This window comes from Bdellovibrio sp. GT3 (genome assembly GCF_037996765.1).
Taxonomy (GTDB): domain Bacteria; phylum Bdellovibrionota; class Bdellovibrionia; order Bdellovibrionales; family Bdellovibrionaceae; genus Bdellovibrio.
Map to the genome: position 1 here is coordinate 303,897 of NZ_JBBNAD010000004.1, position 25,455 is coordinate 329,351.

Below are 25,455 nucleotides of genomic sequence, written 5' to 3' on the forward strand. Positions count from 1 at the left end.
TCAGCTAATAACGGCGCCAAATTCGGGTCAAGAGGAATTCTAGGAAACCAATAATTTCTTAGGGGGAACTGCCTCTTTTTCGAGCTGTTCCTGATACTGATCAATTTTGTCGTTAAGATAATTTTGCGCGCGGTATTTATCCAGGTTCTGCAGCTCCATGCGTAAGACATGCATGTGGGTGATGCCCTGGTTGATTAAGCGGTTCTTTTGCTCTGACAAAAACACGCCACCCTCAGGTGTGTACAGCACATAACGGTTGTTGCGTGGCAGGAACACATAGAGATTGAATTCTACTGGAACGTTTTCACGCATTTCCTGAATTTTGATGGCCGCCATCTCTTCGTCAGCAGAGGAAGAAATCTCTGCTTTGACATCTTCCCTGGGGAAGAACGCCATGGCCACTTCATTGCCTTCGTGAACGGACTTGCGCAGAAAGTCTGCATACTCAACCGCCCAGGCGGCAAAAGGCACCTGTTTGATTTTAATCGGCATGGTTTCTTTGTTTTCCATATTCTCGCCGTTTTCGGATAAAAACTTGAACAGGCGAGTGCGGATCTGCTCGTAAAACTGAAGGTCGATTGTCAGATGTTCAGCCATCGCCGCAACCAGGTAACCGGAGAAGCGACCGGACTCAACCAGGATGCAGGCAACATTCGTGGGTTGTTCGATATGGTGCTTTTTTTCCGTGATGAAGCAGGATTTTTCCATGGCTTCACGTGTACCTTGCAGAATCAACGAAGAGGGATCTTTCGCGACCTCGTCGGCAATTTCTTTGGAAGAACTGTGCTTTTTGTTTTTTGCTTTGTCATTTTCAACCGGAGCCCACATCGAATCGGATTTTTTCCGAGCCGCATAGGAGTTTGTGCCTGAGTCCCCGTAAGGATCATAATTGGGATCGTTCGGATCCAAAGTATCAGACGCACCGCCAGGGCTGCCCCCGCGGTTATAGGGATTGGTGGAGTTGTAGCCCATGCCATTTTCGCCGGAACCATTTTCAGACGGATTCATTCCACCGGCAAACTGCGGAGAGTTCCCGTTACCCATCATGCCTTCACCATGAGCGCCTTGTTGTCCACCACTCATCGGTCCGCCAGCAAAACCACCATAACCGTTTTCCTGATTGCTGCCACCGATAACACCGTTGTCACCGGAGCCCTGTGCCGTCGGAGGAATATATCCGGCCATTCCAGGTTGAACAGCACTCATTGAATCTGAACCATTCCCTTGGGCGAAGGATGCGTAGCCACCGCCAGTATTTGCGTTGCCATCAAGAGCGCCCATTAAATTTGCCAGAAAGTTTTGTGTGGCTGCGGAATCATCACCGGAGGCGCCTTCACCACCACGAATCGCAATCACTCCCGAACCGGAACCACCACCTTCCCAATTTCGTTGAGTTGCAGCTGCATTTGGATTCGCGGATTGGTCCTTGTAGTATTTGTTGACCATACGTTCAACAGCAGGGCCGGTGATGGGATGGTAAATTGCATATCCGGAATTACAATCATTCAGCACTTTGACCGAGTTCGCAGTGGAGTGTTCAGCAAATGCGATCACGCAAACCGGAAAAGCCTGACTTAGCACACGAGGCAGATTGCGCACTTTTTTGTTAGGGTGATCAATACTGACCATGACGAACTGGGGTTGATTTTGTACCAGGAAGACCATGGCTTCTTTAAGGTTGTGTGTGCTTTTGATTTCCCAATCGCGGTTTTTCAAAAATCCTTCAACAGGCGCAAGGCTTTGCGGGTGGGACTTGATGATCAGCAGTTTGCGCTTTTCTACCTGTTGTTCCATGTCACGTTCCTGTTAAAAAATTATGAGGTATTATTCTTAACGGAGGCTCAGGGCTAAACAAACAGTGGATAATAGATCTTTTGGGGTTGTATTGCTAAAAGTTAATCAAGATTTGGGGATCATAGTATATTAGTTAGTGGTGGGTTTAAGGCAACCCAGCCTTTGGGTGGGGATGTCGTAATCCAGATTCTCTTGAGCTTTAACTTCCCTACAATGGCCTTATGAAGAATCAAACTTTGCACAGCACGCGTTTTTTTGTTCCCGTCGGCCAATCTCCCGAGAGAATGTTCAAATGGAAGAAGGTTAATTGTGAAATCAAAAATCGCAAGGGCGAAATATTCTTTCAGATGAAATCGGTGGAGGCACCGGAAGGCTGGTCGCAACTTGCCGTTGAAATTGCGGCAAGCAAGTACTTCAGAAAATCCGGCGTGCCTCGCACCAAGCACGAGACCTCGGTAAAGCAGCTTGTTAATCGTGTGGTGAGTGCCGTGACTGCAGCCGCTCTGAAGCAGGGCGGGTATTTTAAAAACAAGAAAGATGCTGAGATCTTTGGGAATGAGCTGAAGTTTATTTTGTTCTCTCAACGAGCCGCTTTCAACAGCCCCGTGTGGTTCAATGCGGGTTTGTTTGAGGCGTACAAAATAAGTTCTCCCAGTGAGCACTACGCGTGGGATTTCAAAAAGAAATCCATTCAGCCGACCAAGAATGCCTATGAACGCCCGCAGTGCTCGGCCTGTTTCATTCAAAGCGTTGATGACTCCATTGATGGAATATTTGAGCTGTTAAAAAATGAAGCGCGGTTGTTCAAGTATGGCTCGGGGACGGGCAGTAATTTTTCCTCCCTTCGTTCCAAGTACGAACCACTTAACTCGGGCGGGCACAGTTCGGGATTGATTTCCTTTCTGGAGGTTTTGGATCGTGGAGCAGGCGCCATCAAGTCCGGCGGCACCACCCGTCGCGCTGCCAAGATGGTGGTTGTGGATATTGATCACCCGGAGATTTTGGATTTCATCGACTGGAAAATGAAGGAAGAGCATAAGGCCAAACTCTTGATTCAGGCGGGCTTAAGCTCTGATTTTGAAGGCGAGGCTTATAAAACCGTCTCGGGGCAAAATGCCAATAATTCGGTTCGCGTGACGGATCAGTTCATGAAATCAGTACAGAATGAAAAGCCCTGGAAGTTGCTGTCCCGGGTGACGGGTAAATCACTGCGCGAGATTCCGGCGGCCGAAGTCTGGAGTAAAATCAATCATGCGGCGTGGATGTGTGCAGATCCGGGAATTCAGTTTCATGACACCATCAATCGCTGGCACACTTGCCCGAATACGGCGGAGATTCGCTCCAGCAATCCCTGTTCTGAATATATGTTTTTGGATGATTCCGCCTGCAATCTGGCCTCTGTCAATCTGGTCAAGTTTTTGAATTCCGATGGCAGTTTTGACTTCGAATCTTTTATTCATACCGCGCGCACGCTGTTTGTTGCTCAGGAAATTCTGGTGGATTACTCCAGTTATCCGACGGCGGAGATTGCGCAGAACTCCCATGACTACCGCCCTCTGGGGTTGGGGTATGCAAATCTGGGAAGTGTATTGATGCGCAAGGGAATTCCTTACGACAGTGACGAAGGCCGTGCCTGGGCCGGAGCCTTGACGGCGCTGATGAATGGCGTTGCCTATCTGACCAGTGCAGAGCTTGCGCGGGCCAAAGGTGCCTTTGCGGGGTTTAAGAAAAATCGTGCACCTATGCTAAACGTGATGAAGATGCATGAAAAAGCACTGGCCGGCATTGACTGGAAGTATTTGCCTGAAGGGTTGGATCACGCCGCTCAGAATTTGTGGAAGGCCGTGGTCTTTAATGGTGGCAAGTATGGTTTCAGAAATGCCCAGGCAACGGTGGTCGCACCCACTGGAACCATTGGTCTTTTGATGGATTGTGACACCACCGGAATTGAACCGGATTTTTCTTTGATTAAACTAAAGAAGCTTGTGGGTGGTGGAGAAATTCAAATTGTGAATCAGTCGGTGAAGCCGGCGCTGAAAAGTCTGGATTATGATGACGCGGCTATTGAAAAGATTCTGGCCTGGGTCTCTGAACACAATACGTTGGTGGGTTGCCCGGAATTTAAGCAGGAACATCTCGCAGTCTTTGATTGTGCGAATGCGGCCCCAGGGGGCCGGGTTTTGTCTCCGGAGAGTCATGTTACCATGATGGCTGCAGTTCAGCCGTTTATTAGTGGAGCGATCTCTAAAACGGTTAATTTGCCTAACTCTGCCACGGAACGGGATATTGGTGAAATTTATCAGTTGGCCTGGGAACTGGGAGTAAAGGCCGTGGCGGTTTACCGGGATGGCAGTAAATTGAGTCAGCCGCTGAATGTTAAGAAAAAGAACCAGGAAGACCCTCAGGTTCAGAAATTTACGATGAAATGCCCTGAATGTGGGGGCGACACGGTGCTTACGAGTGGGTGCTTTCGTTGCCCGAATTGCGGAACCACTGTAGGTTGTTCCTAGTCGGCCGTTGAAAAGCACCCAATCGACTGCGTTGTCGGAACCTCGCTTGCTCTCCGGCGTACTTGCAAGTACGCCTACGTGGCAGCCCGGCTCCTCCGCCTTGCGCTTGGGTACTTTTGAACGGCCTTGGTTTTTTTGTTGGGAGTTTTTTATGAGTAAGAAAGATATTTTTGGGGATGATGTTGATTCTAAGAAATCATTTGAGGATTTTGAGGCTCTTTTTGCTGAATCATCAGCGGGCGGTCTTAAGACTCGAGTTTCTGTAGGGGATCAAATTCGTGGTGAGATTCTTTCCATCGGTAAAGAAGAGTCCTTCGTATCCACGGGCACTCCAACAGACGGCATGATTTTTACAAAAGATCTTATGGATGAAAATAAAGAAGTTAAGTACAGCGTCGGCGACATGATTGACGTTGTGGTTTTGTCCACTAAAGGTGGCGAGATCCGTTTGGCTAAAAAGGGTGCGTTGGGTGCTTCCACGGATTCTTTGGAAGACGCTTACGATATGGAACTTCCGGTAACAGGGACCGTGACTGAAGTGGTCAACGGTGGTCTGCGTGTGAATGTTCAGGGCAAAACCGCTTTCTGTCCGATTTCGCAAATTGATTCCCGCTTTGTTTCTGATGCCACTGAATACGTGGGTCGTAAATTTGATTTCCTGATCACGCAATTCGATAAGCGCAACATCGTGGTTTCCCGCCGTAAACTTTTGGATCTGCAAAAAGCAGAGTTCGAAGGCGCATTCATGCAGAAGCATGAAGCGGGTGCGATCCTTGAAGGTCGTATCATGCGTTTGGAAAAATTCGGTGCCTTCGTTGAACTTGAACAAAGTGTTGAAGGTCTGGTTCATTTGTCGGAGCTTAGCTGGTCCCGCGTGCACAGCCCGCAAGAGGTTGTGTCTGTAGGTCAAACAGTGACTGTCAAACTTTTGAAAATCGAAGAAATCGACGGCAAGTTGAAAATTTCCCTGTCCATGAAACAAGCTGACGGTGACGGCAATCCTTGGAATTCAGTTCCAGCGAAATTCCCAGTGGGTACAGTGGTAAACGGTAAGGTTGAAAAGAAAGAATCTTACGGTTTGTTCGTGAACATTGCTCCGGGTATCACAGGTCTTTTGCCAAAATCCAAATGGCGTGATCATGTTGATGGCCAGCAGTTTGAAAACAAAAAACGTGGTGATGACATCGCAGTGCAAATTGATGAAATCAAATTTGAAGACAAGAAGATTTCTTTGGGCGTACCAGGCGCTGGTGAAGACCACTCCTGGAGATCTCACCAACCGGCTTCCGGCAGTGGTTTTGGATCTTTGGGTGATGCTTTGAAGGGCTTAACGATCAAGCCTAAGAAGTAGTTTTCCTCACGTTTTGCTTCAAAACAAAACCAAGCCCTTGCCAGAGTCTGGCAGGGGCTTTTTATTTTACCCGGGTGATATTGTGTTCTGAATAAAACCCGGGTAATATTGTCTTTAGGTTTTCACACCGAAAGGCACCCCATGAGCTCGACCAACGACTTTATCCAGCAAGAGAAAACAACCTTCAGCCGTGATCAGTGGATCGTTATTGGTTTGCTGGCCTTCCTGCAGTTCACCATTATTCTGGATTTTATGATTTTGTCGCCACTGGGTGCGATTCTGATGCCGGCGATGCAGATTTCTCCGTCGCAGTTCGGGATGGTGGTATCGGGCTATGCCGTCAGTGCTGCGATCTCAGGTTTTCTGACCGCGGGCTTTGCCGACAAGTTTGATCGTAAGAAGTTATTGATGTTTTTTTACGCCGGATTCATTTTGGGAACTTTGTTTTGTGCCTTGGCTCCGAACTTCCACATGCTTCTGGCAGCAAGGATCGTCACCGGTCTTTTTGGTGGAGTGATTGGTTCCATCGTGTTTGCCATTATGACGGACCTTTTTCCGCTGCAACAGCGTGGTCGCGTGATGGGGATTTTGCAAACAGCATTCGCGGCAAGCCAGGTCATGGGACTTCCATTGGGGTTATGGCTTTCCAGTAAATGGGGCTGGCATTCGCCGTTCCTGATGATTGTGGCAGTCAGTACCGCCGTGGGATTTATCATCTGGGCAAAGTTACCTTCAATAACTGCTCACTTGGCTTTGCGTACAGAAAAGAAAGCTTTGACTCACCTGGTGCATACGGTGGCGACTCCCAAATACGCATTTGCGTTCGTGCTGACTGGAATTCTTTCTATGGGTGGCTACATGATCATGCCATTTGCGAGCGCTTATACGGTTCATAATCTTGGTATCGACCTGGACAGTCTGCCTTTGCTTTATATGGTCACAGGTTGTGTATCGATTGTGGTAGGGCCGTTGGTGGGAAGAATCAGTGATGCCATCGGTGGCTATCCGACATTTATTTTTGGCAGCATTGTGACTGCAGTGATGACTGTGATCTATACCAATCTTGGACCAACTTCATTGGGAATGCTGATGTTTGTGAATTCCTGCATGTTCGTGGGGATCTTCTCGCGCATGATTCCGTCACAGGCGTTGATGTCGGGAATTCCGGCTCCGGCAAGTCGTGGGGCGTTTATGTCTATCAATGCGTCCTTGCAACAGTTGGCGGGTGGTTTGGGTTCCATTTCCGCTGGGATGATTGTTTCCGAGGGAGCGGGCGGCAAAATTCAGCACTTCGAATATGTCGGCTATTTGATGGTGGTCTTCACAGCAATAACTGTGGTGATGATGTACTTCGTAAATCGCGATGTGATGGGTTCGCGTGGTTCCAAAAAAGTGGGCCCGGCAGAGCCATCATTGGGTCACTAGGGGGAATTTATGTCTCATAATTTGGATCGCACTTGTACTGCATTTGCCGGCCATAAAGAGATTGCCTCTGGTGATGTCGTAGAGGTGGCCACGAAAGTTAAAAAGTACCTCAAAGACAACGCCAAAGAAAACGTGCTGATCTTTGATGATGTCACAAGCGCGCTGGTGGAGCTGGATTTGCGTGGTACGGTTGAGTCAGTTTCTCGCCGCTATGAAACTCTGGTCGCCGAAGCTGAAGAAAAAAAGTGCGGCCCCGGTCGTCCTAAGTTGGGCGTTGTCTCTAAAGAGGTGACTTTGCTTCCACAACATTGGGAGTGGCTGGCATTGCAGCCGGGTGGGGCCTCTGTGACTTTGCGCAAATTGATTGAAGAAGCCAAAAAGAAAAACTTCGCCAAAGATCAAATTCGCCAGGCGCAGGATGCGGTTTATAAATTCATGCACGCTGTCGCCGGGGATCTGCCGAATTACGAAGAAGCCCTGCGCGCGATGTATGCCTACGACACCAAGAAATTCAAAAAAATGATCGCTGATTGGCCGAAAGATATTCAAGAGCATACTTTGCGGGTCGGTCGCGAAGCACTGGCTAATGTAAAATAGAAAGCGCTTCCGCAAGGGCCCGTGGACTCAATACCGTGGGATTTTAAGTCCCGTCCTTGGGCCTAGGGCCAGCAATAGCTGGTTAAGGTCGGTGCTTAATAAACTTTAAAATCGGCCGATAAGAACACTGGGTGGTATTCATTCGGACCTCCTTCAGAATTCCGGAAGTGAGTCCGTCCTAAAGGTGACCTTGCGAAAGCAGAGTCACCTTTTTCATTTTTTAGGCCCAATTATTTATTGAAAAGATAAAGGCACACTTACACTTAAAGTCATGAGATTGTGCGCGAAGGTATAGTTCGTGAAGTTTTCGGGGGCGTTTTCGATTTCATCGCCCTTAATCCCCATCGTATCAAAATTGACGTAAACGGATTTATGGACCAAATAGCCAAAACCAATTTTTGTGCCGGAGCAGATACGGCCTTCGCCCACAATCATGTGCGGGAAATACGTGGCGTAAATGTTCAATTTGCCATAGCGGAGCATTCCAAAAATGCCAAAGCCAGTGAGCTTCGCTTCATAATGAGGAGCTGCCGTCACTCATGTTGTCGGTGTTTTTGAAAGACAGGCCGCCACCGGAAGCAGAAACAACAGCTTTCAATAAATCCAGAGCCGGTCTGTGTCGCTTTTGTGGCAAATTGAGATCAGTGCTTTGAATTTCGGGCCACTGTAATGTTCGTGTAAATTTTCAGTTAAAGACAAATTGGTTTAGTTCGTATTCTGGTGTTTGGACGAGTATTTTTAGTTTGCGAGGTCAAGTTTGAAAGTGAAGCTCCGAAGAAGAGATTCAATCTTTGTCGGGGGTTATATCTATGTCCACCATTAAAAAATGGTTAAAAGGACTGCGTGGAAAGTTATTGTTGTTAGGAGTTATTCCGCCTGTAGCACTCTTTGTAATCATCTATAGTGCACATCAGATCACAACGGACTTGGAAGGCAAGATTAGATACGCCTACCAAGTGCGCGTGAAATTAATTGAACAAGTTGGCGTGATGTCCGGCTCCGTGCATGCGATGGGTCGTTGGATGTGGATTGCAAACGGCTTTGCGGATCAGACGGATCAAAGGGATAATTTCCTGTCGCGTGCTAAAAATGAAATCGCGGTTTTTGACGATGTTCGCGATCAGTATAGCAAGATGCCCCGCAATCCTGAGATCATCGAACTTTTTTCCTCGGTCGAGAAAAACTGGGCCGTCGCCAAAGATGCCGCTCAGCGGGCGATTGCGGAATACGAAAAAGGAACGCCTGAGGGAGCGGCTGCCGGCAAGGCGATTCTGGCATCGGACTTCGTAAAAAATCTGGTTCCGATGACGGAAGCATTTAAAACTATTGGTCAAAAGATGGACATAATCCTGACCGAGGAAATCACCGCGACTCAAAAGCAAGTCAAACAGGTTAAGATCTTTCTTTGGTCTTTGGGGTTGGTGGTCGCGTTGTTTATTTTCGTGATGGCGATTTCAATAGCCGTGCGGCTGGTCTCGAGCTTTTCCAAGGTGGGTCAGGATATTGGCGGTGCCTCCAAAGATACGGCTTCTGCCAGCACGCAGCTTTCCATTGCGAGCCAGTCCTTGTCTGGTGGTGCCACTACAGCAGCTGCTTCGCTCGAAGAGACGGTGAGTTCTTTGGAGGAGTTGACCAGCATGGTGAAACGAAATGCCGAAAATGCACACGCTGCAGAGGAGCTTTCAAAAAGTTCCCGCAATGCCGCCGAGGCCGGGCAAACAGAAATTTTGATGATGGTAAATTCGATGACGGAACTTTCCCAGAGTTCCAAGAAAATTGAAGAGATCATCAATGTGATTGATGATATCGCGTTTCAGACCAATCTTTTAGCTCTCAATGCCGCCGTTGAAGCGGCGCGGGCGGGCGAGCAAGGTAAGGGCTTTGCGGTTGTCGCCGAAGCGGTGCGAACTCTGGCGCAGCGATCTGCGATTGCGGCAAAAGATATTTCCGGGTTGATCAAAGACAATGCTGTGAAAACCAATCAAAGCGCCCTCATGGCTGAAAAAAATGGCAAGATGCTCAAAGAAATCGTAGACGGTGTCTCAAAAGTCACAAGTCTGAATCAAGACATCGCCACTGCCAGCCAAGAGCAGTCTACAGGACTGTCGCAGATTAGCATTGCCATGAATCAGTTGGATAAATCCATTCAAGAAAATGCCGCTTCTTCAGAGGAAGTTGCCGCAAGCTCCGAAGAAATGTCGGCGCAGGCGATGCAGCTTTCCAATATGGCCGACATTCTGAACGTGCTCATCGACGGAAAAACAAATATGCGAGGTGAAGATGGTGTTCATCTGCCCCATTTCAGGGTGGAGAGGGCAAGGTAATGCCCCTGTTTTAAAGATGACGGAGCCAGAAGATCATGGCCATTTCGGCGAAATACTGTGCGCGGCGTTCGCGCATAGGCATTGCTTTGAAGGGAGCAGTGATAATGTCAGAGTGCTTTTTATTTCCGCGGGCGACACTGACAAAAACGGAATGCTCGTCTCTAGTGGATATCGTCAACCGAACTTGAGCATCCTCGTCAACGGCATGACTTGAAAAACTCCAGGATTTTTCAGTCATAAAATCACGCATTACTGGCATAAGACGATTTAATAAAAACTGTCCGGTCGAAGAGTCCTGCACGCTCACGGATTGATATCGTTTCAAAGCCAAAGACAGCATCAAAGGCACATCCTGCTGATCCCGTGTGACGGTGATCCCGCGCAATGCTTCTGTCACGCGTTCGACATGCACGCGCATTTTCTCTTCCTGGGATTTGAAAAAAGACATCTTCACTTCCACGTAGGGGAGGTGAACGCGGTAGCCCTTGTCGACATTCACATTGGCCAGTGCCTGTTCGACGAGGGTTGCGACATCGGACTCGCCCATGCCGATGGTATCCCAGTGACGGGTGATGTAGGGATCCAGTCCCTCAACGCTTTTATCCAACCAGGCTGCGATTTCTGTTTTCCACACAGCTTCAATTTCCCGTGGTGGTCCGGGCAGCACGAAAAGTTTTTTGCCTTTTGCTTCCACATAAAAGGCATTCGCGGTGCCTTCAGAGTTTTTTATGATGCGGGAGCCTTCCGGGAAATAGCATTGCTGACGTTGGATGTCTTTGACCACGTAACCGCGCGGTTCAAGACGTTCTTTGATATGCGCCCAGGAATTTTCATCCCAGGTAAGTTTTAATCCTGTCCATTCCGAAATCAATTCCCGGGTAAAGTCATCGGAAGTGGGACCCAAACCACCGGTGATAAACATCAAGTGCGAGTGCTTGGCGCAATAATCCAAGGACTCTGAAATCAGCTTTCTATCGTCCGGCACCACCAGGTGAAGTGAGGTTGTCAGGCCCAAAGCTTTCAGTTTTTCTGAAATCCAGGCTGCATTTTTGTTAACTATTTGTCCGTCCACGAGCTCGGTGCCGATGCCTAAAACTGAAGCGATCATGAGAATATTCCTTATTTCAGTTGCCCTAGGTTAGATAAGATTAGGCCGTGAACAACTGGGCGTCCAGATTCTTCCAAAATGCCTTTGAAATTTGCTATTATTGCATAGCGTTAGGGGCGCTAAGCCTTGCGGATTACACGGGGTTTTTCTAGATTCGCAACTCTATATAAGTAGGAGTTCCCATGTCCTTTAACTGGAAAGAATTTGATCTTTACAATCCCACACCTGAGCACAGCATGTTGCGTGAAACTGTCAACGCTTTCACCAAAGCTGAAGTCGAGCCGCAAGCTCACGAGTATGATCGTTCTGAAAAGTTCAATTTGGGCTTGTTCAAAAAAGTCGGAGAATTGGGTCTTTTGGGAATCACAGTTCCTGAACAATTCGGTGGAGCAGGAATGGACGCGACAGCAGCGGCCATCGTTCATGAAGAGTTGTCTGCCTCTGATCCAGGTTTTGCATTGGCTTATCTTGCGCACTCCATGTTGTGTGTGAATAACATCGCAGTGAATGGCAGCGATGAGCAGCGCCTGCGTGTGTTGCCAAAACTTTGCTCTGGCGAGTGGGTGGGCTCTATGTCCATGTCTGAACCTGCGATCGGCACTGACGTATTGGGTATGCAAACCCGCGCCGTTAAAAAAGGCAATGAGTGGATTTTGAATGGTCGTAAAATGTGGATTACCAACGGAACGATCGATGAAAACAACACTCCATGTGATTTGACATTGGTGTATGCGAAGACCGGTGAAAAACATGGTCGTGCGATGATCTCTACTTTCCTGGTTGAAAAAGATCACAAAGGCTTCGAAGTCGGTCAAAAAATCAAAGACAAATTGGGTATGCGTGGTTCCAACACCGCAGAGCTTGTATTCCAGGACTGCCATGTACCTGAATCAGCCTTGATCGGACATGAAGGTGATTCCATGCTGCACATGATGCGCAACCTTGAAATCGAGCGCCTGACACTGGCGGCGATGTCTTTGGGGATCGCACGCAGATCCATCGAGATCATGAATCGCTATGCAACTGAGCGTGAAGCGTTTGGCAAATCCCTGAATCACTTCGGTCAAATGCAGCGTTATATCGCTGATTCCTATGCTGAATACAAATCAGCACGCGCTTACGTTTACGAGACAGCTCGTCGTATGGATCTAAATAAAGAAGGCAATCGTCTGGATTCTGACGGTGTGAAACTTGTCGCTACGACAATGGCTAAAAACGTTGCTGACCGCGCGATCCAGGTTCTGGGTGGTTACGGTTATGTGGGCGAGTACGTGGTTGAAAGACTTTGGAGAGACGCAAAATTGCTTGAGATCGGTGGCGGCACATTGGAAGCACACCAAAAAAATATCACTCGCGATTTGGCTAAAAATCCTGAGTCCTTGTACAAGTAGCTGACTTGCACTCCGGCTCCGCCGGAGTAGATAGGCCCTATATGTTTCCCTACGGTCCTGAGATCGAAATCAATGTGAACTTGAAAATGAATTACAAAGTGGTACTTGAGAAATTGGGACCACTTCTGACGGCGGATCGATTGCAAAAAATCGATCGCGTTGTTGCGCAACGAAACTTCGATACAGCCGTGGTTTTGGAAAGCATTTATGACCGCGGCAATATTTCTGCCGTGATGAGATCTGCCGAGGGTCTTGGCTTCGGTAATTTTCACGTTATTGAAACTCAGGAAAAGTTCAAAGAATCTGCACGGGTCACCCAGGGTGCTGACAAGTGGGTGGAAGTCAAAAAATGGCAAAACACCACGGATTGCGTGAAAAAGCTTAAGTCTCAAGGTTACAAAATCTATGTCACTCATTTGGATGCGCGTTCCAAGCCCTTGCACGAAGTGGATTTCTCAGGAAAAACCGCTTTGGTTTTGGGGAATGAAAAGAACGGTGTGAGTCCCGAAATGGTGGCCGCCGCTGACGAATGTATCATTATTCCCATGACGGGCTTCGTTCAGAGCTTCAATATCTCTGTGGCCGGCGCCCTGAGTCTTTACCATATCTCCCAAGACCGTATGAAACGGGGCGGGGGCAATGCTTCTCTAACGACAGAGGAGCAGGATATTCTGCGTGCTTACTATTATCTGCGCACTCAGGATTCTGGCTTCCAATATCTTGAAGAACTTTTTGCAAGAGGACACATAAAGGCTTAGACTTTTTCTCATAGGGAGGACTTATGAGAAAATGGATTTTTCTTTTGCCTTTGATCGTCGCTGCTTGCGCCGAAAAAAGTGTAAACCCGGAAGCAGCACCCTCAGCGGTGAATAATCCTTCAGTTTCTGAAACAGACAAAACCAAACTGCCATTCTTTATGACCATGCCAAAGGCTATGGAACCGGTGGAGATGGTCTTTGATTCCAAATATGACGGGCGAAAACCTGTTAACTATCGTAAAAACGACAAACTTAAAATGTCGGGCAGTGCCAGCTATTCTCCAGCGGCATTAAAGGACATTGCCCGTCCTGCTAAGAAGCTTAAAGCACAGCTCTATGTTTTTGACCTCCGTCAGGAATCCCATGGTTTTATCAACGATAAGCCTGTGACTTGGCAGGCGGAGCGAGATTGGGCCAATGCGGAATTGGGTCACGAGGATGTGATTCATCGTGAGCGTCGTTTGCTGGGCGATCTGAAGGTCGGCGAAAAGATCGCAGGTACTGAAATCAAAAGTATTGAAACCGAGGAAAGCCTGGTTCGCAGTTCGGGACATCACTATGTGCGGTTGACCGTCACAGATCATGTTCGTCCCACGGATAACGAAGTGGATCGTTTCATTGAGGCCGTTCGCGATTTGCCCGAGAACAACTGGGTGCATTTTCACTGCCGCGCAGGTAAAGGCCGCACGACAACATTTATGGTCATGTACGACATGTTGATGAATGCTCAGACGGATTCCTTTGATGCCATTATCGAGCGCAATACCAAGCTCAGTGATGATTACGATGTGATGACGATTCCGGCAGAAACCGATTGGAAGTATATTTATCAAAGAGAACGTGCCGCGTTTGTGCAGGAATTCTACAACTACGCGAAGGCCAATCCAAAAGGTGAAGCGCAGTACTGGTCAAATTGGGGTAAAAGAAAATGAAAAAGATCGTAGTTCTGTTTGTAGCGGCAATGCTGTTAAGTTCCTGCGCCTCGATGAAGAGAAGTTTTTGCAAGTGCGAAGAGGAGCTGGATCTTCCACCGGAGTGTAAGCCACGGGTGATTTACAAAAAAGTTCCGGGTGAGCCGGCCGCACCAAAGCCTCAGGTGAAAACCGGAGCGGGAATCGTTGTGCAACCCGCGGATCTGGAGCTGGGCGATAAAATGGCCCGTGCCATGGATGCCTATGTGTTCTCGAATGAGTCAGCGGATTTTACTGCCTTATGCAAGGATGAACGCTTTGATTGCTATGTTGATGACAAACGTTTTCCGAAAGATCGCAAGCGTGTGAAAAGAAAAGTGCCGCCGTTTTTAAGTGGCTCCAAGATGGGGTTGCAGGACGAAAAACGCATCCACATCAAATACAATTTCTACCCTTAAATCAAAAACCGGAGCTTAAACTCCGGTTTTTTAGTTCTTTCGGATGATAATGGACTTCATCAAAGGCTCCTGATCGGGGAGTTCGAAGTCCATGCCTTGCGAGGGTGCAGGTAAAATCTTGAATGAGAATTCGCGTTTTAATTTTTCCAAGCGCAGGTGCAGATCGCCGCTGTTCCATTTTTCGTAGTTGGTACAGAATAGCAACAAGCCGTTTTTTTCAAGGCAGTACAGGGCATTGACCAGCAGCTCGTCAAAGTTTTTGCTGATGGAGAACACGCCGTTTTTTGAGCGACCAAAAGAGGGGGGATCACAGACAATCAGTCCGAATTTGCGCTTGCGGCGAACGGTGCCTTTTAAAAACAAAATACAATCGCTGTTCCAGAACTCATATTTTTCGTTTTCGGGATCCAGGCCATTCAGCGTGAAGTTTCGCTTGCTCCAATCAAGAAAATTAGAGGAAACGTCGACAGTGCAGACTTCCGCGGCTCCAGCCATTGCGGCAACAACGCTGAATCCACTGGTGTAGGAAAACAAATTCAGAACCCGGCGGTCCTGAGCGTGAGCGCTGACCCACAGGCGATTTTCGCGCTGATCCAGAAACAAACCCGGAGAAAGACCGGTGTCACTGCGAAGCTCATACTTAACGCCATTTTCCTTGGCAACCCAGGAAGGTTGAGTTTGCCCGATATTCCACAAAAGCTCGGCATTCGGGTCATCACCGCGATTTAACATTTTGCGGATCAGGATTTTCTTTTTCAGTTTTTTCGCGACTCTTTCAAAGCGCAAAAGGTCCGGCACTGAAGGGTCTTCCTCTTTGTACCAGTAAACCCAAAGGTAATCGCCATATTGATCGATGCGATAAGTGTCCAGTTCGCGGTGAGCCAGACGCAGGGATTCCTCTTTCAATTCAGAAAAATGGAACAGACGTTCGCGGCGCTGGAAGGCTTCAGCCACTACTAGGTCTTCTTCGTGTTCGTTGAGTTCGCCATCTTTGGCCCAAACCGGAAGATCCGTTTCAAATTTGACGTGCTGGCCACGCAATGTGAATTCCAAGGAATGAGAATGCAGGCACAGTCGATAAAAAGGACTGCCACCATGCTCGTTGTCGCCTAGAATCGGAATCCCTTTTGCTTCAGCATGAAGACGGATCTGGTGAGGTTTGCCAGAGTGGGGAGTCGCTTCCCACAGTTGAAAACGGCCCAGTGATTTAATCCATTTGAATGTGGTTTTGGCATTCGGGTCTTTGTCTTTGTGGCTGACAAACTGGTTGCGGACCTTTTCGATGTACGACTGGTAAGTGAACTCCAGAGACCCGGCTGGCTTGTCAGTTAAAAAAAGATATTTTTTGCTTACCAAATGTTGTTCAAAAAGACGCGTCATCTCGGCTGCGATTTCAGAACTCGTTGCAAAACACAGAGCGCCGGAGGTGGCTTTGTCCAGACGATGCACGACAAAGAGTTTGCGATCCAGTTCCTCTTCATACACTTCAACACAACCACGCTGCCCGTGTTCGGGAGTGTGGGTGTTCAGGCCGGCAATCTTGTCAATAAAGATGCACCCGGCTGTCTCGGTGTAGCGAAGCTTAATCGTGCGTGTCATTCAACTAATATAGACCGGTTTTCATTGAGCGTCACTGAGAGATTCGATAGAAATGGTCATGGAGGAATTTCCTATGAAAATGATGACTAAGATTCTTTTGGTGGCTTTGGTTATGCCATTTCTGGCAGGTTGCGGGATTCAAAGCATCCCTCAATCCAAGAATGCAACGGAAGCGGCTTTGGCAGAGGTATCAAACCAATACAAACGTCGAGCTGATTTGATTCCTAATCTGGTGAACGTGGTTAAGGGTTATGCCAAACACGAAGAGACTACTTTGACTCAAGTTGTGGAAGCACGTGCAAAAGCAACATCCATGCAAATTGATCCGTCTAAAGTGACGCCGGAACAATTGGCTGAATACCAAAAAGCACAAAGTGGTTTGTCTCAAGCTTTGGGTCGCTTGATGGTTGTTACAGAAAACTATCCTAACCTGAAAGCGGATCAAAACTTCCGCGATTTGCAGGCGCAATTGGAAGGCACTGAAAACCGAATCACTATCGCTCGTCAGCGCTATATTGAATCGATCAATCAGTTCAACAACCTTGTGACAGTTCCGCCAACCAGCTGGACGAACTCGATCATGTACCATTTCCCGAAAATGCCTCAGTGGGATATGACTGCTGAAGAAAAAGCAACTGCCGAGAAAGCTCCAGAAGTTAAATTCTAATGAAGTTGTTAACGTCGTTTCTTTTTTCAATATTGATGTTGCTGGGATTTGCCTCCCATGCTGAATTCAAGGTTCCTGCCTTGCAGGGGCCTGTGATGGATGAAGTGGGAGTGATTCCACGAAGCATGCGTCAAGACCTGACCCAATTGTTGATGGACTTCAACAAACGTGGAAAAGCACAGATTCAAATTCTGGTGGTGAACACCCTGGAAGGGGAGCCGATTGAACAGGCTTCAATCAAAATCACGGATCAATGGAAACTGGGCGACGAGAAAAAAGACAACGGGGTTCTCTTTCTGATAGCCCTTCAGGATCGACGGATGCGCATCGAAGTCGGACAAGGGCTTGAAGGCGCTATTCCCGACGTGTATGCAAAACGTATCATCGCCGATGTGGTGACGCCTTATTTCCGCAAACAACGATTTGCAGAGGGCATCTACGCAGGTGTGGGCCAGATCATGGCTCTGGCGGATAAAGAGTTTGCAGATGAACAAGGTATTACCACGGAGTCCAGAAAAGACGACAAAGGCGGAGGGATACCGGTTGGTATCATTATTCTTCTGTTGATCATCATTTCTGTTCTTGGACGATTCGGCGGAGGTCGCGGTCGTCATATGCGTGGATCGGGTGGCTTTGGCGGCGGCACTTTTGGTGGTGGCGGCTGGGGCTCCGGTGGCGGAGGCGGTTGGTCCGGCGGTGGCGGCGGATTCAGCGGCGGTGGTTCTTCGGGGTCATGGTAGTGCGCACACTTAAGCGCAAGGGTTTGGAGTGAGCGATGGCATGGATTAATAAATATCTTTCCGACAAAGAGATTGCGCAGATTTCTGAAACCATTCACGTGGTCGAAGAACACACAGACGGCGAAATCGTTCCTGTGATTGTGAAGAGTTCCTCCTCTGTGGGGCATATTCCAATGACGTTAACGTTGTTACTGCTGTTGATACTGGTTATCGCAGAACTTCCATTTGCAGATTTGTTATGGACGACACCATGGGTGTATGTCTGGCCATTTTTAGTGGTGGCCGTTTATTATCTTTCTTTTGCATTGGCGCGAATTCATTTTATCCAGAAGATATTCGTACCTGAAAAGGACGAGCTTTCTCAGGTCCATCAGCGCGCTCAATTGGAATTTTATCTTAATAAAATCAATCGCACTCAAAAAGGTACGGGTATCTTGATTTTCGTTTCTGTGATGGAAAGAAAAGCAGTGATCCTGGCGGACGAAGGGATTAATAGCAAACTTCCTCCGGAAACCTGGAACGACGTTCTTGCCAAATTCAGTGAACAGCTGCACTCAGGAAGCTGGGCCCAGGGCTTCACCGTGGCCATAGAATCTTGTGGTAAACACTTGCATGAGCATTTTCCTCACACCGATGGCGGCCACAATCAGTTGAAAAACAATCTGGTGATCCGCTAACTTGCCGGATAGGACGAGAACAATACAACTCGTTTCCCATCGTCAAGCTCAGCCGGACTGGTGAAAAGCCACGCGGTTTTTTCGGCCTTTTCCATTTCCTTGCATTCATTGATGGCAAACTCTGCCGTTTTTTCCCCATTGCTGAAACACAGGACGCGACCGCTGAAGCCCAGCATCTGCATAATGATGGAAGCGTTCATGTTGGGAAATGTGAAAATAAATTTATGAGCATTTTTTGCGTCGTCTGCCACAAATTCGAAATCCGCAAGATTGCAGCCTTTTGGGATGGCCAGAAAAATTACATCGGGACGTGGTCGTTCTTTCAAGTATTCCCATTGATGAATGGCTTCGCAAAAGGCGTAGCTGGTTTCGCTTAACTTTTCCCATTCGGGGATTTTATCTTTCCATACAGGTTCGGGGCGATTTTGAATTTCAATTTGAATTTTCATGATCGTTCTCTTCGATACCCACGGCGCAAGCGGCATAGATTCCGGTAAAGGCCAGTGTGGTCATTAATATTTGGCGAATTTTGGTGTCCGTACTCATGGCATCTGACGAGAGAAGATACCGGCCCTTGAGGGAGTCGTCCTTTTTACTGGTGTTGTGAATTTTAAAAACTTTCTGTGTTTTCAGAATTTCACAGGCGGCGATAAGATCCATCAGGCCACAGGCACCCTCCGTGTTGCCAATACACCATTTTGTCGAGGTGATTGGCACATCGGAATCTTTGATGAAATCCAGAAATTCAGTCAGAGCACGGTCCTCAGCGCTGTCGGAAGGCTTTGTTCCGGAGCCGTGAGCAAGAATAAGATCCGGGTGCAGGGGCGAGGAGGTGTTTAAGTCTTTAAGTGTTTCCAATAGTGCCTGACTGTCCAGGACAGGTGGAAATGTCGATGAGCCCTGAGTTTTGGTGATGACGCCCAGTAATTTTATATCCTCGGCCGATTTGCGCTCCCGCGACAGCAGCACCATTCCCATGGCTTCCCCTAATTGCAGTCCATCCGCATTTTCTGAAAAAGGTCTGCATTTGGAGTGCGTCAGCAAATTCAAAGACTGATAACCCTTTTCCACAAACGGTCCAATAAGATCGCCGGAAACAATCAGCGCATATTCAGCGCGCTTGCTCGCAAACAGGTCCTGTGCGTATTCGAGGGCGGCGTGGCTGGAAATACTGGCGTTGCCAATGGAACAATCAAAAACCCACTCCAATTCCACTGCGTTTTCCTGGAAGTATTTTAGAATTTCAAAGTAGGGGTCGGGCAATTCACGAATGGTTTCAGGGGTGGCTTTCCAGATGTAATCCTCCAGAGCTCCCTTGTTGGAGGCGAAAATCAGAACCACGCGCCCTTTGGTAAGGTCGGTGTAGGCTTCCTTGGATAAGCCTTCGCGTAGTGGAAAGATTAACTCCTTAAATGCATTTACGAAGATTTCAGTATAGCTGTGGAGCTTTCGTGGATCTTTATTGAGGTAGCAAATTCTGCCGCCACTTTCGCCGGCTGTCGAGCAATCAACTCCACCGTAAAGTGCCGTCATCATGGCAGGTGTGCCAGCACCTGCCGCAGTTATGCAAGAATAGTTTTGGATGTACACATGGCACCTCCAAAACGAGTTTATTTTTTCTTAATTTTATATTCAATTTGTCGTTTTACGGATTTACCAAGGTTTTCGCGAACGACGGCGAAGCTCAGAGTCCATTGCTTTGCATCTGACTTATCCAGCGTGATTTCTTGTGATTCCTCACTCCAGTTGCTGGTATTTTTTCTTTTTGCGACAGATAACACAGAAACATCGTCTTCACTGGTGAATTTGTCATTAGCCATGACTTCAATGTTGTTGTTCACGATTTTTCCATCTTCAGATTTGAAGGTGAAGTTCACGGTCTCTGCATTTTGAATTGAATCAATGCTGACTGACTTTAGTTTGCAATCCAATTGGAACGTTTGGCCTGCGCAACCAGTGATTTCGTAGTTGCCGAAATCAGACTTGAAAGGAATCTGAGTTTTTTCTTTTTCGGCATGGGCCGCAAGTGTGATGGAAAGTATTGAGATAGTCGTCGCTAGTAGTTTCATGGCATCTCCTCTTTTTCCAGTATGGTGGACACGGTGGACAGAGGCTAGTCATTCTCAGGTTCTATTTAATTCCATGGAATATTTCCGAAATGTAATCAAACATTAGAAAAAAACGGAGAAGAAATGAGTCATCAGGAGAGAAGGATGCCAATCGTTATTCGTAAATCAAATCAGGATGTTGGACGGGAATCCAACGTTGTTGACCTCAACTTTGTATCGAACAAAAGTGAGGTTCTGGAGGCGACACGCAAGAAGCTTGAAGAGATCTTGGTGTTGATTGTGGACCATCCAGAAGAAGTATCTGTCAACATTATGCAAGGTGAGCGCACGACCATCTTTAAAATCGAATGTTCGCGCAGGAACTTCGGTAGAATCCTGGGTTCCCGCGGAAAGATGATAGCTGGACTTCGCACGATTTCATTGGCGTTGACCGCACGTCACGGAATTCGCTCGATCGTTGAAGTCCCTTATTTCGCCGCGGAAGCTGGGTAGTTATTCAGCCTGCTCCATTGAACCTAAATTCAAAAAGTCAGAATTAGGAACGGGCATATCCAATAGCAAATATTCGATGACATCATCAATGGAACCATCAGTAGTTGCCAGCAAAGAAATCTTCTTGCTTAGATATGCGCCTTCCAGACTGTAAGTGTTGCCGGATCTTTTGATGGCGACATCAATCCAGTAGCCATTCATGTAACCTTTGAACCAATACCCATCGTTCTTGCGGATCATATACAGGTCTGCAAGTTCATTTTTGAAGAATCCGGTCGCACGACCTTCTTTACGCTCCTCTGTCGGAACATCAATTCTTAAGGACGGGCGGTGGTTTTTGAAAACACCTTTAAACCAATGAGTTCCGTTATTCGTGTGCTCGATGGCAAGATCAACAGTGCGACCGTCCAATTGGCCTTGCACTGAAGTGCCGGAATTGCTTTGAGCAATATTCAGTGCCGTTGAGCCGTCAGCAGAAGAGATCGTGGACGTCGCAGCGTCTTTGTTTTGAATTTGTAGTTGTTTGGTAGTGCTGCCTGATTGCAGAGTCCAAGTCTGGCCTTGCTCAGTCGTATTGATTTGCCAGTTAATTTGATCAACGCCCCAGTTACCTTGAACGGTCGTTGTTGAAGCATGAGTGGCTGTTGCAGTCAGTAGGGTCAGTGTAAAAAGGGACAATAGACTTTTCATTTAAACTCCTTAATTAGATACCTGATAAGGCCTAGTCAGGAACCCGAAAGGGGTCAATAAAATCCATAATTGACGTCGAAGTGGGAAGCTATTTGAAACTGCATGAGATTTGTGGACATTTCGATCTGTACGCAGTATTTGCTGCGCCGCGAATACGGAGGTCCCTCGTTAACTTTTTGTTCGGCATTGTTCTGGAGCACGAAATAATTTCGCAAATGTCATGGCAGTAAGTACAACAAGTTGTTCTATGCTATGGCATCCATATGAAAAGCTTTGCAAACACCATTCAAGATCTAATGAGTGAAATCACTGATGACGCAAACGTTGAGTCTGCCTGGCTGACGGCAATGGCCCATATGGAACATCTGGCGGCCGAACAGATTCTGGGAAACATTTCACTATCAACGCCTGAGGAGTTTGTCGAAGAGATCAGGTCTCACGCCGGTGATGAATACCGTCACCGCGACGTGATCGCGCGAATTCGTCCTGTTCAGGAGCCTGCCAGCGAAGCGGAAAGAGATTTACGCACGCGCCTCTGTGCGATGACGGAGTCCTTCACCAAAAGCTTTTTCGGAAATCCCGTGCTCTTGCAGGCCAACAACCGTTTCGCGGCCTATGTTCATGGCGCGATCACGATCGAACAGTTTCCGTTTCAGATTTACTCCTCCTACATTCCGGCGACTCGCTTCCCGCATATTCGTGAAGCCATGAGTGAAGTCTTAAAAGACGAGACGGCCCACATTCAGTTGGGAAAAAAGTTTCGTGAGTTATTGTCAGAGGAAGATCAATTGTCGTTGCAGCAATTGCAGCTGATAGAAAAAGAAATGTGCCGCTGCATGGTTCAGCGCATGACAGATCTGATTCGAATTTATAAAAAATCCCAAACAACACCGAACACTGGCAGTAAAGCCAGTACCAGACTGGCGTGGATGTTGGGGGAGCGACCTGCTGCCACCGTGGCCTGGGTTCAGGCACTGAGTTTTTCTGAATCCAATGCAGCGATCCACATGCAGCGCGAATTCACCTCCCGCAATTTGCCATTGCCTGAGCAGATGCCTGCCCATGTAGAAGATGAAATGCGCCACGCGAAGCTTTTGCAACGTTCTGTTTTATTGGATCGTAGACGCTGGCTCGCGGTTCCTGGTTACAAAGAACTTGAACATCGTCTGAATAGAAAAATGGAAAGATATCTGGGACGATTCTTCAGTGCGCTGGTGCGTGAATTGAAGGACCCCGAGATGTTGTATTTGTACGGTGCCTGGGGGCTCGAAATGCGGGTTTTTAAACACTACAGCGAGTTGGTGAAGTGGACCGACAATGTCGGTGTCGCCTATATCGTTTCGCAGATTTTGGAAGACGAGGCCGAGCACACCCAGATGGTGAATGCCAGCCTTAATGAACGGAATATGCTCAACCCGGAAACTCTGAAATTTGTGCGCCAAATGGAAGAGGAAATATTCGAGAGCACGGCCTCTGGTGTGATTCAAATTCTGCAGGAGTTCGATTGCAAGGATTCCTTCATGCCACCTTATGCAAAAGCCTTTTCCGCACTTCCGTCGGAATCAGTTGTCGCTGAACAAGTCGCAGTGATGGAGATGTAATCGTGGCTACCGCATACATATTTCCAGGGTTGAACGCCCTGATCAGAAAATCAGACCGCAATCGTTTTTCACATTTGCCGGAAGTGCAACAGTACTTTGCAAAAGCCGAAGACATAATTGCCACTCGCTTTGGCAGAACATTCAACTTCAAGGAGTTTTTGGAGCTGCCAACCGAAGAGATCTATTCCATTCAAAATATCAGCCTGGCTGCGGTGGCGATTTGCTGTATTCAAACCGGTGTGGCCGAGAGACTGCGGGAAAAATTGGGCGCATCACCGGATTGGGTGATGGGTTGCTCCCTAGGGGATCTTGCCCGTGCGGTATTTGCTGGTGCGTATAGTTTTGAGGACGCCATCTACAATCATATTTGGTTCACGCAAAGAATTGATGGGATCGATCAGATCGGTCGCAATATCGGTGTGCTGGCTCCTAAAGGGGATACATTTCAAGCCGATGACTATGCGTGGTTTGATGAAGTGCAGGTCGATGTTTCATGCCTGACGCCACGATTTTTGAATATCGGCGGACGTTATGCCGATTTGAAAAAAGTGGAAGAGCGTGCACGTGAGAAGGGTTGGAATACTATGAATATTTTAGATTATCCTGCCCATTCACGTTACATCCTGCCTTACGTCTTAGCGGTCCAAAGCGACTTTGCTCATGTCCGCACCCATACTCCTCAAATCCCAATTTTCTCAAGTTTAAGTGCTCAGGAATTGGTAGATCCGAAGATAATCAAAGAGGAGTTTCTTCTAAGTATTACACGCACTATTCACTGGTCTGAAGCAGTCCAGCGATTGGTTCGGGATAAGGGCATTCGCAAGTTCATTAATGTCGGGCCCTGCAGAAGTCTTTCCGGTCTGATGCGCGATATTCCTGTTGAAGTCGAGACCTGCGAGGCGTTTGAAGTTTTAGATTAAACTCGGATTTAACGCGAAGCCGACGACATGCAAACTAGACTATAAAAAAAACCGGCAATTAGTATGCTTATCTTCATGGGTTCTGAGTTTGTCGAAATCGATGGCGATGCACTGAAAGAGTTGTTGCGAAGCAAGCAACTGACGCGCTTTGATTTGGCTGCTCAACTGAGCGTTTCCACCAAAACAGTTCAGAGATGGTTGAATCACACCATCATGAAAGTGAAGCCCGAGACAGTTGAACGCATTGGTGGAGTTTTGGATGTTTGTCCATCGACGATTCGTCGCGACCTGCCTAATTTGAAAATCCGCCCGGTGAATAAAGCTCTGGCAGAGTTCTGCTCTGAAAAGCATTTCGATCAGACCAGGTTGAAGGATACCTGGTCCTCGTACCGCCAAGTTTTGAAGGGTGTGAAACTGGAGACATTGCCGTCCGAGCAGCAGATGGTTGTTTGCCGTAATATCGGCATCAGTTCTTTTTACCTGGGTAAGTTTCGATCAGCAAAACTGTATTTGAATAAGTCCTACAAGATTGCCGAAAGTCTTTCCAAAGATGAAATCCGCGCCAATATTCTGGTTTGGATGGCACGACTGAATGAAACGCTGGGGGAATTTCCCAAGGCATTATCTGAATTGGATTCCTCTGCGGGTTTCTTTTCAGAAGAAACCCGTTTAAGTATCGTCGCGGAACACTCTTATGTGTTGGGCCGGGTGCACATGCATCAGGGAAAAAATGACGAAGCCATCCTGGAACTTCGCCGGGGAATTTTACTTTCCTATCAGCAGCGATCCCGCGATCTTGGACTCTTGATTGCGTGGTCCTACGTCATGCTGATGTATATTTACCTTAGAGTTAAAGACTACTCTCAAGCTGAAGTGACCGTTCGTCGATTGAAGCGCACGGCGGAAATTCTGGGGTGGAGTCGGGGATTGCTTCTTACTAACTACTTTCAGGGAATGTTGGCAGTGTTCACCGGGAAAAGTGCTGAACAATCCCGCGAGTATTTTGGAAAAGCACGCGCCACTCAACGTGCAAGTCAAATTGATCGATTCTGCCCGCAATTGGCTCAAGCTGAATTCATCTATTTTGTTTTGACCGGTCGCTATGACGAGGCCAGAGTGTCAATGGTGCAGCGGCTCTATAAAACCCGCCACGCAACTCATCTCTGGGCAGCTGCGGTTTTGGATGGGGTCCTTTTGGCAAAAGTCCATCCGGGTATGAATACAGTTCGTGCCAGTATGATTGCTGCCGCAAAAGAGCATTTCGAATTACATCAAGTGCAACGTCCTCTGCAGTTGCTGGAGCAGTTGCAAAATCGCTCTGAAGTTTCCATTCAGGAAGTTTCGGACTTCTATTATTTCTAAAATTTCGCACG

The 25,455-nt window shown here is 47.7% G+C and carries 24 protein-coding genes; 16 read left to right on the forward strand and 8 right to left on the reverse strand.

Going from position 1 to position 25,455, the window contains the following annotated elements; all coding sequences use genetic code 11:
- Positions 1-39 precede the first annotated feature (39 nt).
- Positions 40-1,794 (reverse strand): hypothetical protein, encoded by a 1,755-nt coding sequence (locus AAAA73_RS03090; RefSeq protein ID WP_340596696.1) that lies wholly within the window; start codon positions 1,792-1,794, stop codon positions 40-42.
- A 221-nt stretch (positions 1,795-2,015) separates the two neighbouring features.
- Between AAAA73_RS03090 and AAAA73_RS03095 the strand changes: the two genes are divergently transcribed.
- From AAAA73_RS03095 to AAAA73_RS03110, 4 genes are all read left to right on the forward strand, one after another.
- Positions 2,016-4,304, forward strand: a complete 2,289-nt coding sequence (locus AAAA73_RS03095) for a vitamin B12-dependent ribonucleotide reductase (RefSeq protein ID WP_340596697.1) — start codon at positions 2,016-2,018, stop codon at positions 4,302-4,304.
- A 151-nt stretch (positions 4,305-4,455) separates the two neighbouring features.
- Positions 4,456-5,655 (forward strand): S1 RNA-binding domain-containing protein, encoded by a 1,200-nt coding sequence (locus tag AAAA73_RS03100; RefSeq protein WP_340596698.1) that lies wholly within the window; start codon positions 4,456-4,458, stop codon positions 5,653-5,655.
- A 141-nt stretch (positions 5,656-5,796) separates the two neighbouring features.
- Positions 5,797-7,080 carry an MFS transporter gene (locus AAAA73_RS03105; protein ID WP_340596699.1) on the forward strand — a complete coding sequence of 428 codons (1,284 nt, stop codon included), beginning with the start codon at positions 5,797-5,799 and terminating at the stop codon, positions 7,078-7,080.
- 9 nt (positions 7,081-7,089) lie between these two features.
- The gene (locus AAAA73_RS03110; protein ID WP_340596700.1) at positions 7,090-7,677 is read left to right on the forward strand and encodes a DUF2239 family protein; all 588 of its coding nucleotides are present in this window, start codon (positions 7,090-7,092) and stop codon (positions 7,675-7,677) included.
- A 234-nt stretch (positions 7,678-7,911) separates the two neighbouring features.
- Here the strand turns inward: AAAA73_RS03110 and AAAA73_RS03115 are convergent, their stop codons facing one another.
- Positions 7,912-8,214 (reverse strand): hypothetical protein, encoded by a 303-nt coding sequence (locus tag AAAA73_RS03115; protein WP_340596701.1) that lies wholly within the window; start codon positions 8,212-8,214, stop codon positions 7,912-7,914.
- Positions 8,215-8,486: 272 nt separating this feature from the next.
- On the opposite strand from AAAA73_RS03115, the gene AAAA73_RS03120 reads away from it, so the two are divergent.
- Complete coding sequence (locus tag AAAA73_RS03120) at positions 8,487-10,001, forward strand: methyl-accepting chemotaxis protein (protein ID WP_340596702.1); 1,515 nt, start codon at positions 8,487-8,489, stop codon at positions 9,999-10,001.
- Between the two features lie 10 nt (positions 10,002-10,011).
- Here the strand turns inward: AAAA73_RS03120 and AAAA73_RS03125 are convergent, their stop codons facing one another.
- Positions 10,012-11,109 (reverse strand): competence/damage-inducible protein A, encoded by a 1,098-nt coding sequence (locus tag AAAA73_RS03125; RefSeq protein WP_340596703.1) that lies wholly within the window; start codon positions 11,107-11,109, stop codon positions 10,012-10,014.
- Between the two features lie 182 nt (positions 11,110-11,291).
- Between AAAA73_RS03125 and AAAA73_RS03130 the strand changes: the two genes are divergently transcribed.
- Genes AAAA73_RS03130 through AAAA73_RS03145 form a run of 4 tightly spaced genes read left to right on the forward strand, consistent with a single transcriptional unit; the run spans position 11,292 to position 14,627 of the window.
- A complete protein-coding gene (locus AAAA73_RS03130) occupies positions 11,292-12,500 on the forward strand; it encodes an acyl-CoA dehydrogenase family protein (protein ID WP_340596704.1) in 1,209 nt (402 codons plus the stop codon).
- Between the two features lie 41 nt (positions 12,501-12,541).
- Positions 12,542-13,258 carry a TrmH family RNA methyltransferase gene (locus tag AAAA73_RS03135; protein WP_340596705.1) on the forward strand — a complete coding sequence of 239 codons (717 nt, stop codon included), beginning with the start codon at positions 12,542-12,544 and terminating at the stop codon, positions 13,256-13,258.
- A gap of 23 nt (positions 13,259-13,281) precedes the next feature.
- Positions 13,282-14,190 carry a phosphatase domain-containing protein gene (locus AAAA73_RS03140; protein ID WP_340596706.1) on the forward strand — a complete coding sequence of 303 codons (909 nt, stop codon included), beginning with the start codon at positions 13,282-13,284 and terminating at the stop codon, positions 14,188-14,190.
- Positions 14,187-14,627, forward strand: a complete 441-nt coding sequence (locus tag AAAA73_RS03145; protein ID WP_340596707.1) for a hypothetical protein — start codon at positions 14,187-14,189, stop codon at positions 14,625-14,627. Before AAAA73_RS03140 ends, AAAA73_RS03145 begins: the two co-directional genes overlap by 4 nt.
- A 30-nt stretch (positions 14,628-14,657) precedes the next feature.
- Here AAAA73_RS03145 and AAAA73_RS03150 read toward each other — a convergent pair whose 3' ends face one another.
- On the reverse strand, positions 14,658-16,226 hold the full coding sequence (locus AAAA73_RS03150) for a class I SAM-dependent methyltransferase (RefSeq protein WP_340596708.1): 1,569 nt from the start codon (positions 16,224-16,226) through the stop codon (positions 14,658-14,660).
- 73 nt (positions 16,227-16,299) lie between these two features.
- Between AAAA73_RS03150 and AAAA73_RS03155 the strand changes: the two genes are divergently transcribed.
- Genes AAAA73_RS03155 through AAAA73_RS03165 form a run of 3 tightly spaced genes read left to right on the forward strand, consistent with a single transcriptional unit; the run spans position 16,300 to position 18,310 of the window.
- On the forward strand, positions 16,300-16,893 hold the full coding sequence (locus tag AAAA73_RS03155; RefSeq protein WP_340596709.1) for a LemA family protein: 594 nt from the start codon (positions 16,300-16,302) through the stop codon (positions 16,891-16,893).
- A complete protein-coding gene (locus tag AAAA73_RS03160) occupies positions 16,893-17,633 on the forward strand; it encodes a TPM domain-containing protein (protein ID WP_340596710.1) in 741 nt (246 codons plus the stop codon). Before AAAA73_RS03155 ends, AAAA73_RS03160 begins: the two co-directional genes overlap by 1 nt.
- 35 nt (positions 17,634-17,668) lie before the next feature.
- Positions 17,669-18,310: a TPM domain-containing protein gene (locus tag AAAA73_RS03165; protein WP_340596711.1), complete on the forward strand. Its 642-nt coding sequence runs from the start codon at positions 17,669-17,671 to the stop codon at positions 18,308-18,310.
- On the opposite strand, the gene AAAA73_RS03170 is transcribed toward AAAA73_RS03165, so the two are convergent.
- Genes AAAA73_RS03170 through AAAA73_RS03180 form a run of 3 tightly spaced genes read right to left on the reverse strand, consistent with a single transcriptional unit; the run spans position 18,307 to position 20,379 of the window.
- Positions 18,307-18,759 (reverse strand): hypothetical protein, encoded by a 453-nt coding sequence (locus tag AAAA73_RS03170; RefSeq protein ID WP_340596712.1) that lies wholly within the window; start codon positions 18,757-18,759, stop codon positions 18,307-18,309. The genes AAAA73_RS03165 and AAAA73_RS03170 overlap by 4 nt on opposite strands.
- On the reverse strand, positions 18,743-19,900 hold the full coding sequence (locus AAAA73_RS03175; RefSeq protein WP_340596714.1) for a beta-ketoacyl synthase N-terminal-like domain-containing protein: 1,158 nt from the start codon (positions 19,898-19,900) through the stop codon (positions 18,743-18,745). The genes AAAA73_RS03170 and AAAA73_RS03175 overlap by 17 nt, the downstream gene beginning before the upstream one ends.
- 20 nt (positions 19,901-19,920) lie before the next feature.
- On the reverse strand, positions 19,921-20,379 hold the full coding sequence (locus AAAA73_RS03180; RefSeq protein ID WP_340596715.1) for a hypothetical protein: 459 nt from the start codon (positions 20,377-20,379) through the stop codon (positions 19,921-19,923).
- Positions 20,380-20,523: 144 nt separating this feature from the next.
- Here AAAA73_RS03180 and AAAA73_RS03185 point away from each other — a divergent pair, with 144 nt between their 5' ends.
- Positions 20,524-20,871: a KH domain-containing protein gene (locus AAAA73_RS03185; protein WP_340596716.1), complete on the forward strand. Its 348-nt coding sequence runs from the start codon at positions 20,524-20,526 to the stop codon at positions 20,869-20,871.
- Here AAAA73_RS03185 and AAAA73_RS03190 read toward each other — a convergent pair whose 3' ends face one another.
- Positions 20,872-21,561: a hypothetical protein gene (locus AAAA73_RS03190; RefSeq protein WP_340596717.1), complete on the reverse strand. Its 690-nt coding sequence runs from the start codon at positions 21,559-21,561 to the stop codon at positions 20,872-20,874.
- Between the two features lie 263 nt (positions 21,562-21,824).
- Between AAAA73_RS03190 and AAAA73_RS03195 the strand changes: the two genes are divergently transcribed.
- The 3 genes from AAAA73_RS03195 to AAAA73_RS03205 all read left to right on the forward strand — a co-directional run bounded on the left by AAAA73_RS03195 (position 21,825) and on the right by AAAA73_RS03205 (position 25,444).
- Positions 21,825-23,162, forward strand: coding sequence for a ferritin-like domain-containing protein (locus AAAA73_RS03195; protein WP_340596718.1), 1,338 nt, complete (start codon positions 21,825-21,827; stop codon positions 23,160-23,162).
- 2 nt (positions 23,163-23,164) lie between these two features.
- Complete coding sequence (locus AAAA73_RS03200; RefSeq protein ID WP_340596719.1) at positions 23,165-24,082, forward strand: ACP S-malonyltransferase; 918 nt, start codon at positions 23,165-23,167, stop codon at positions 24,080-24,082.
- A gap of 75 nt (positions 24,083-24,157) precedes the next feature.
- A complete protein-coding gene (locus AAAA73_RS03205; protein ID WP_340596720.1) occupies positions 24,158-25,444 on the forward strand; it encodes a helix-turn-helix transcriptional regulator in 1,287 nt (428 codons plus the stop codon).
- Positions 25,445-25,455 lie beyond the last annotated feature (11 nt).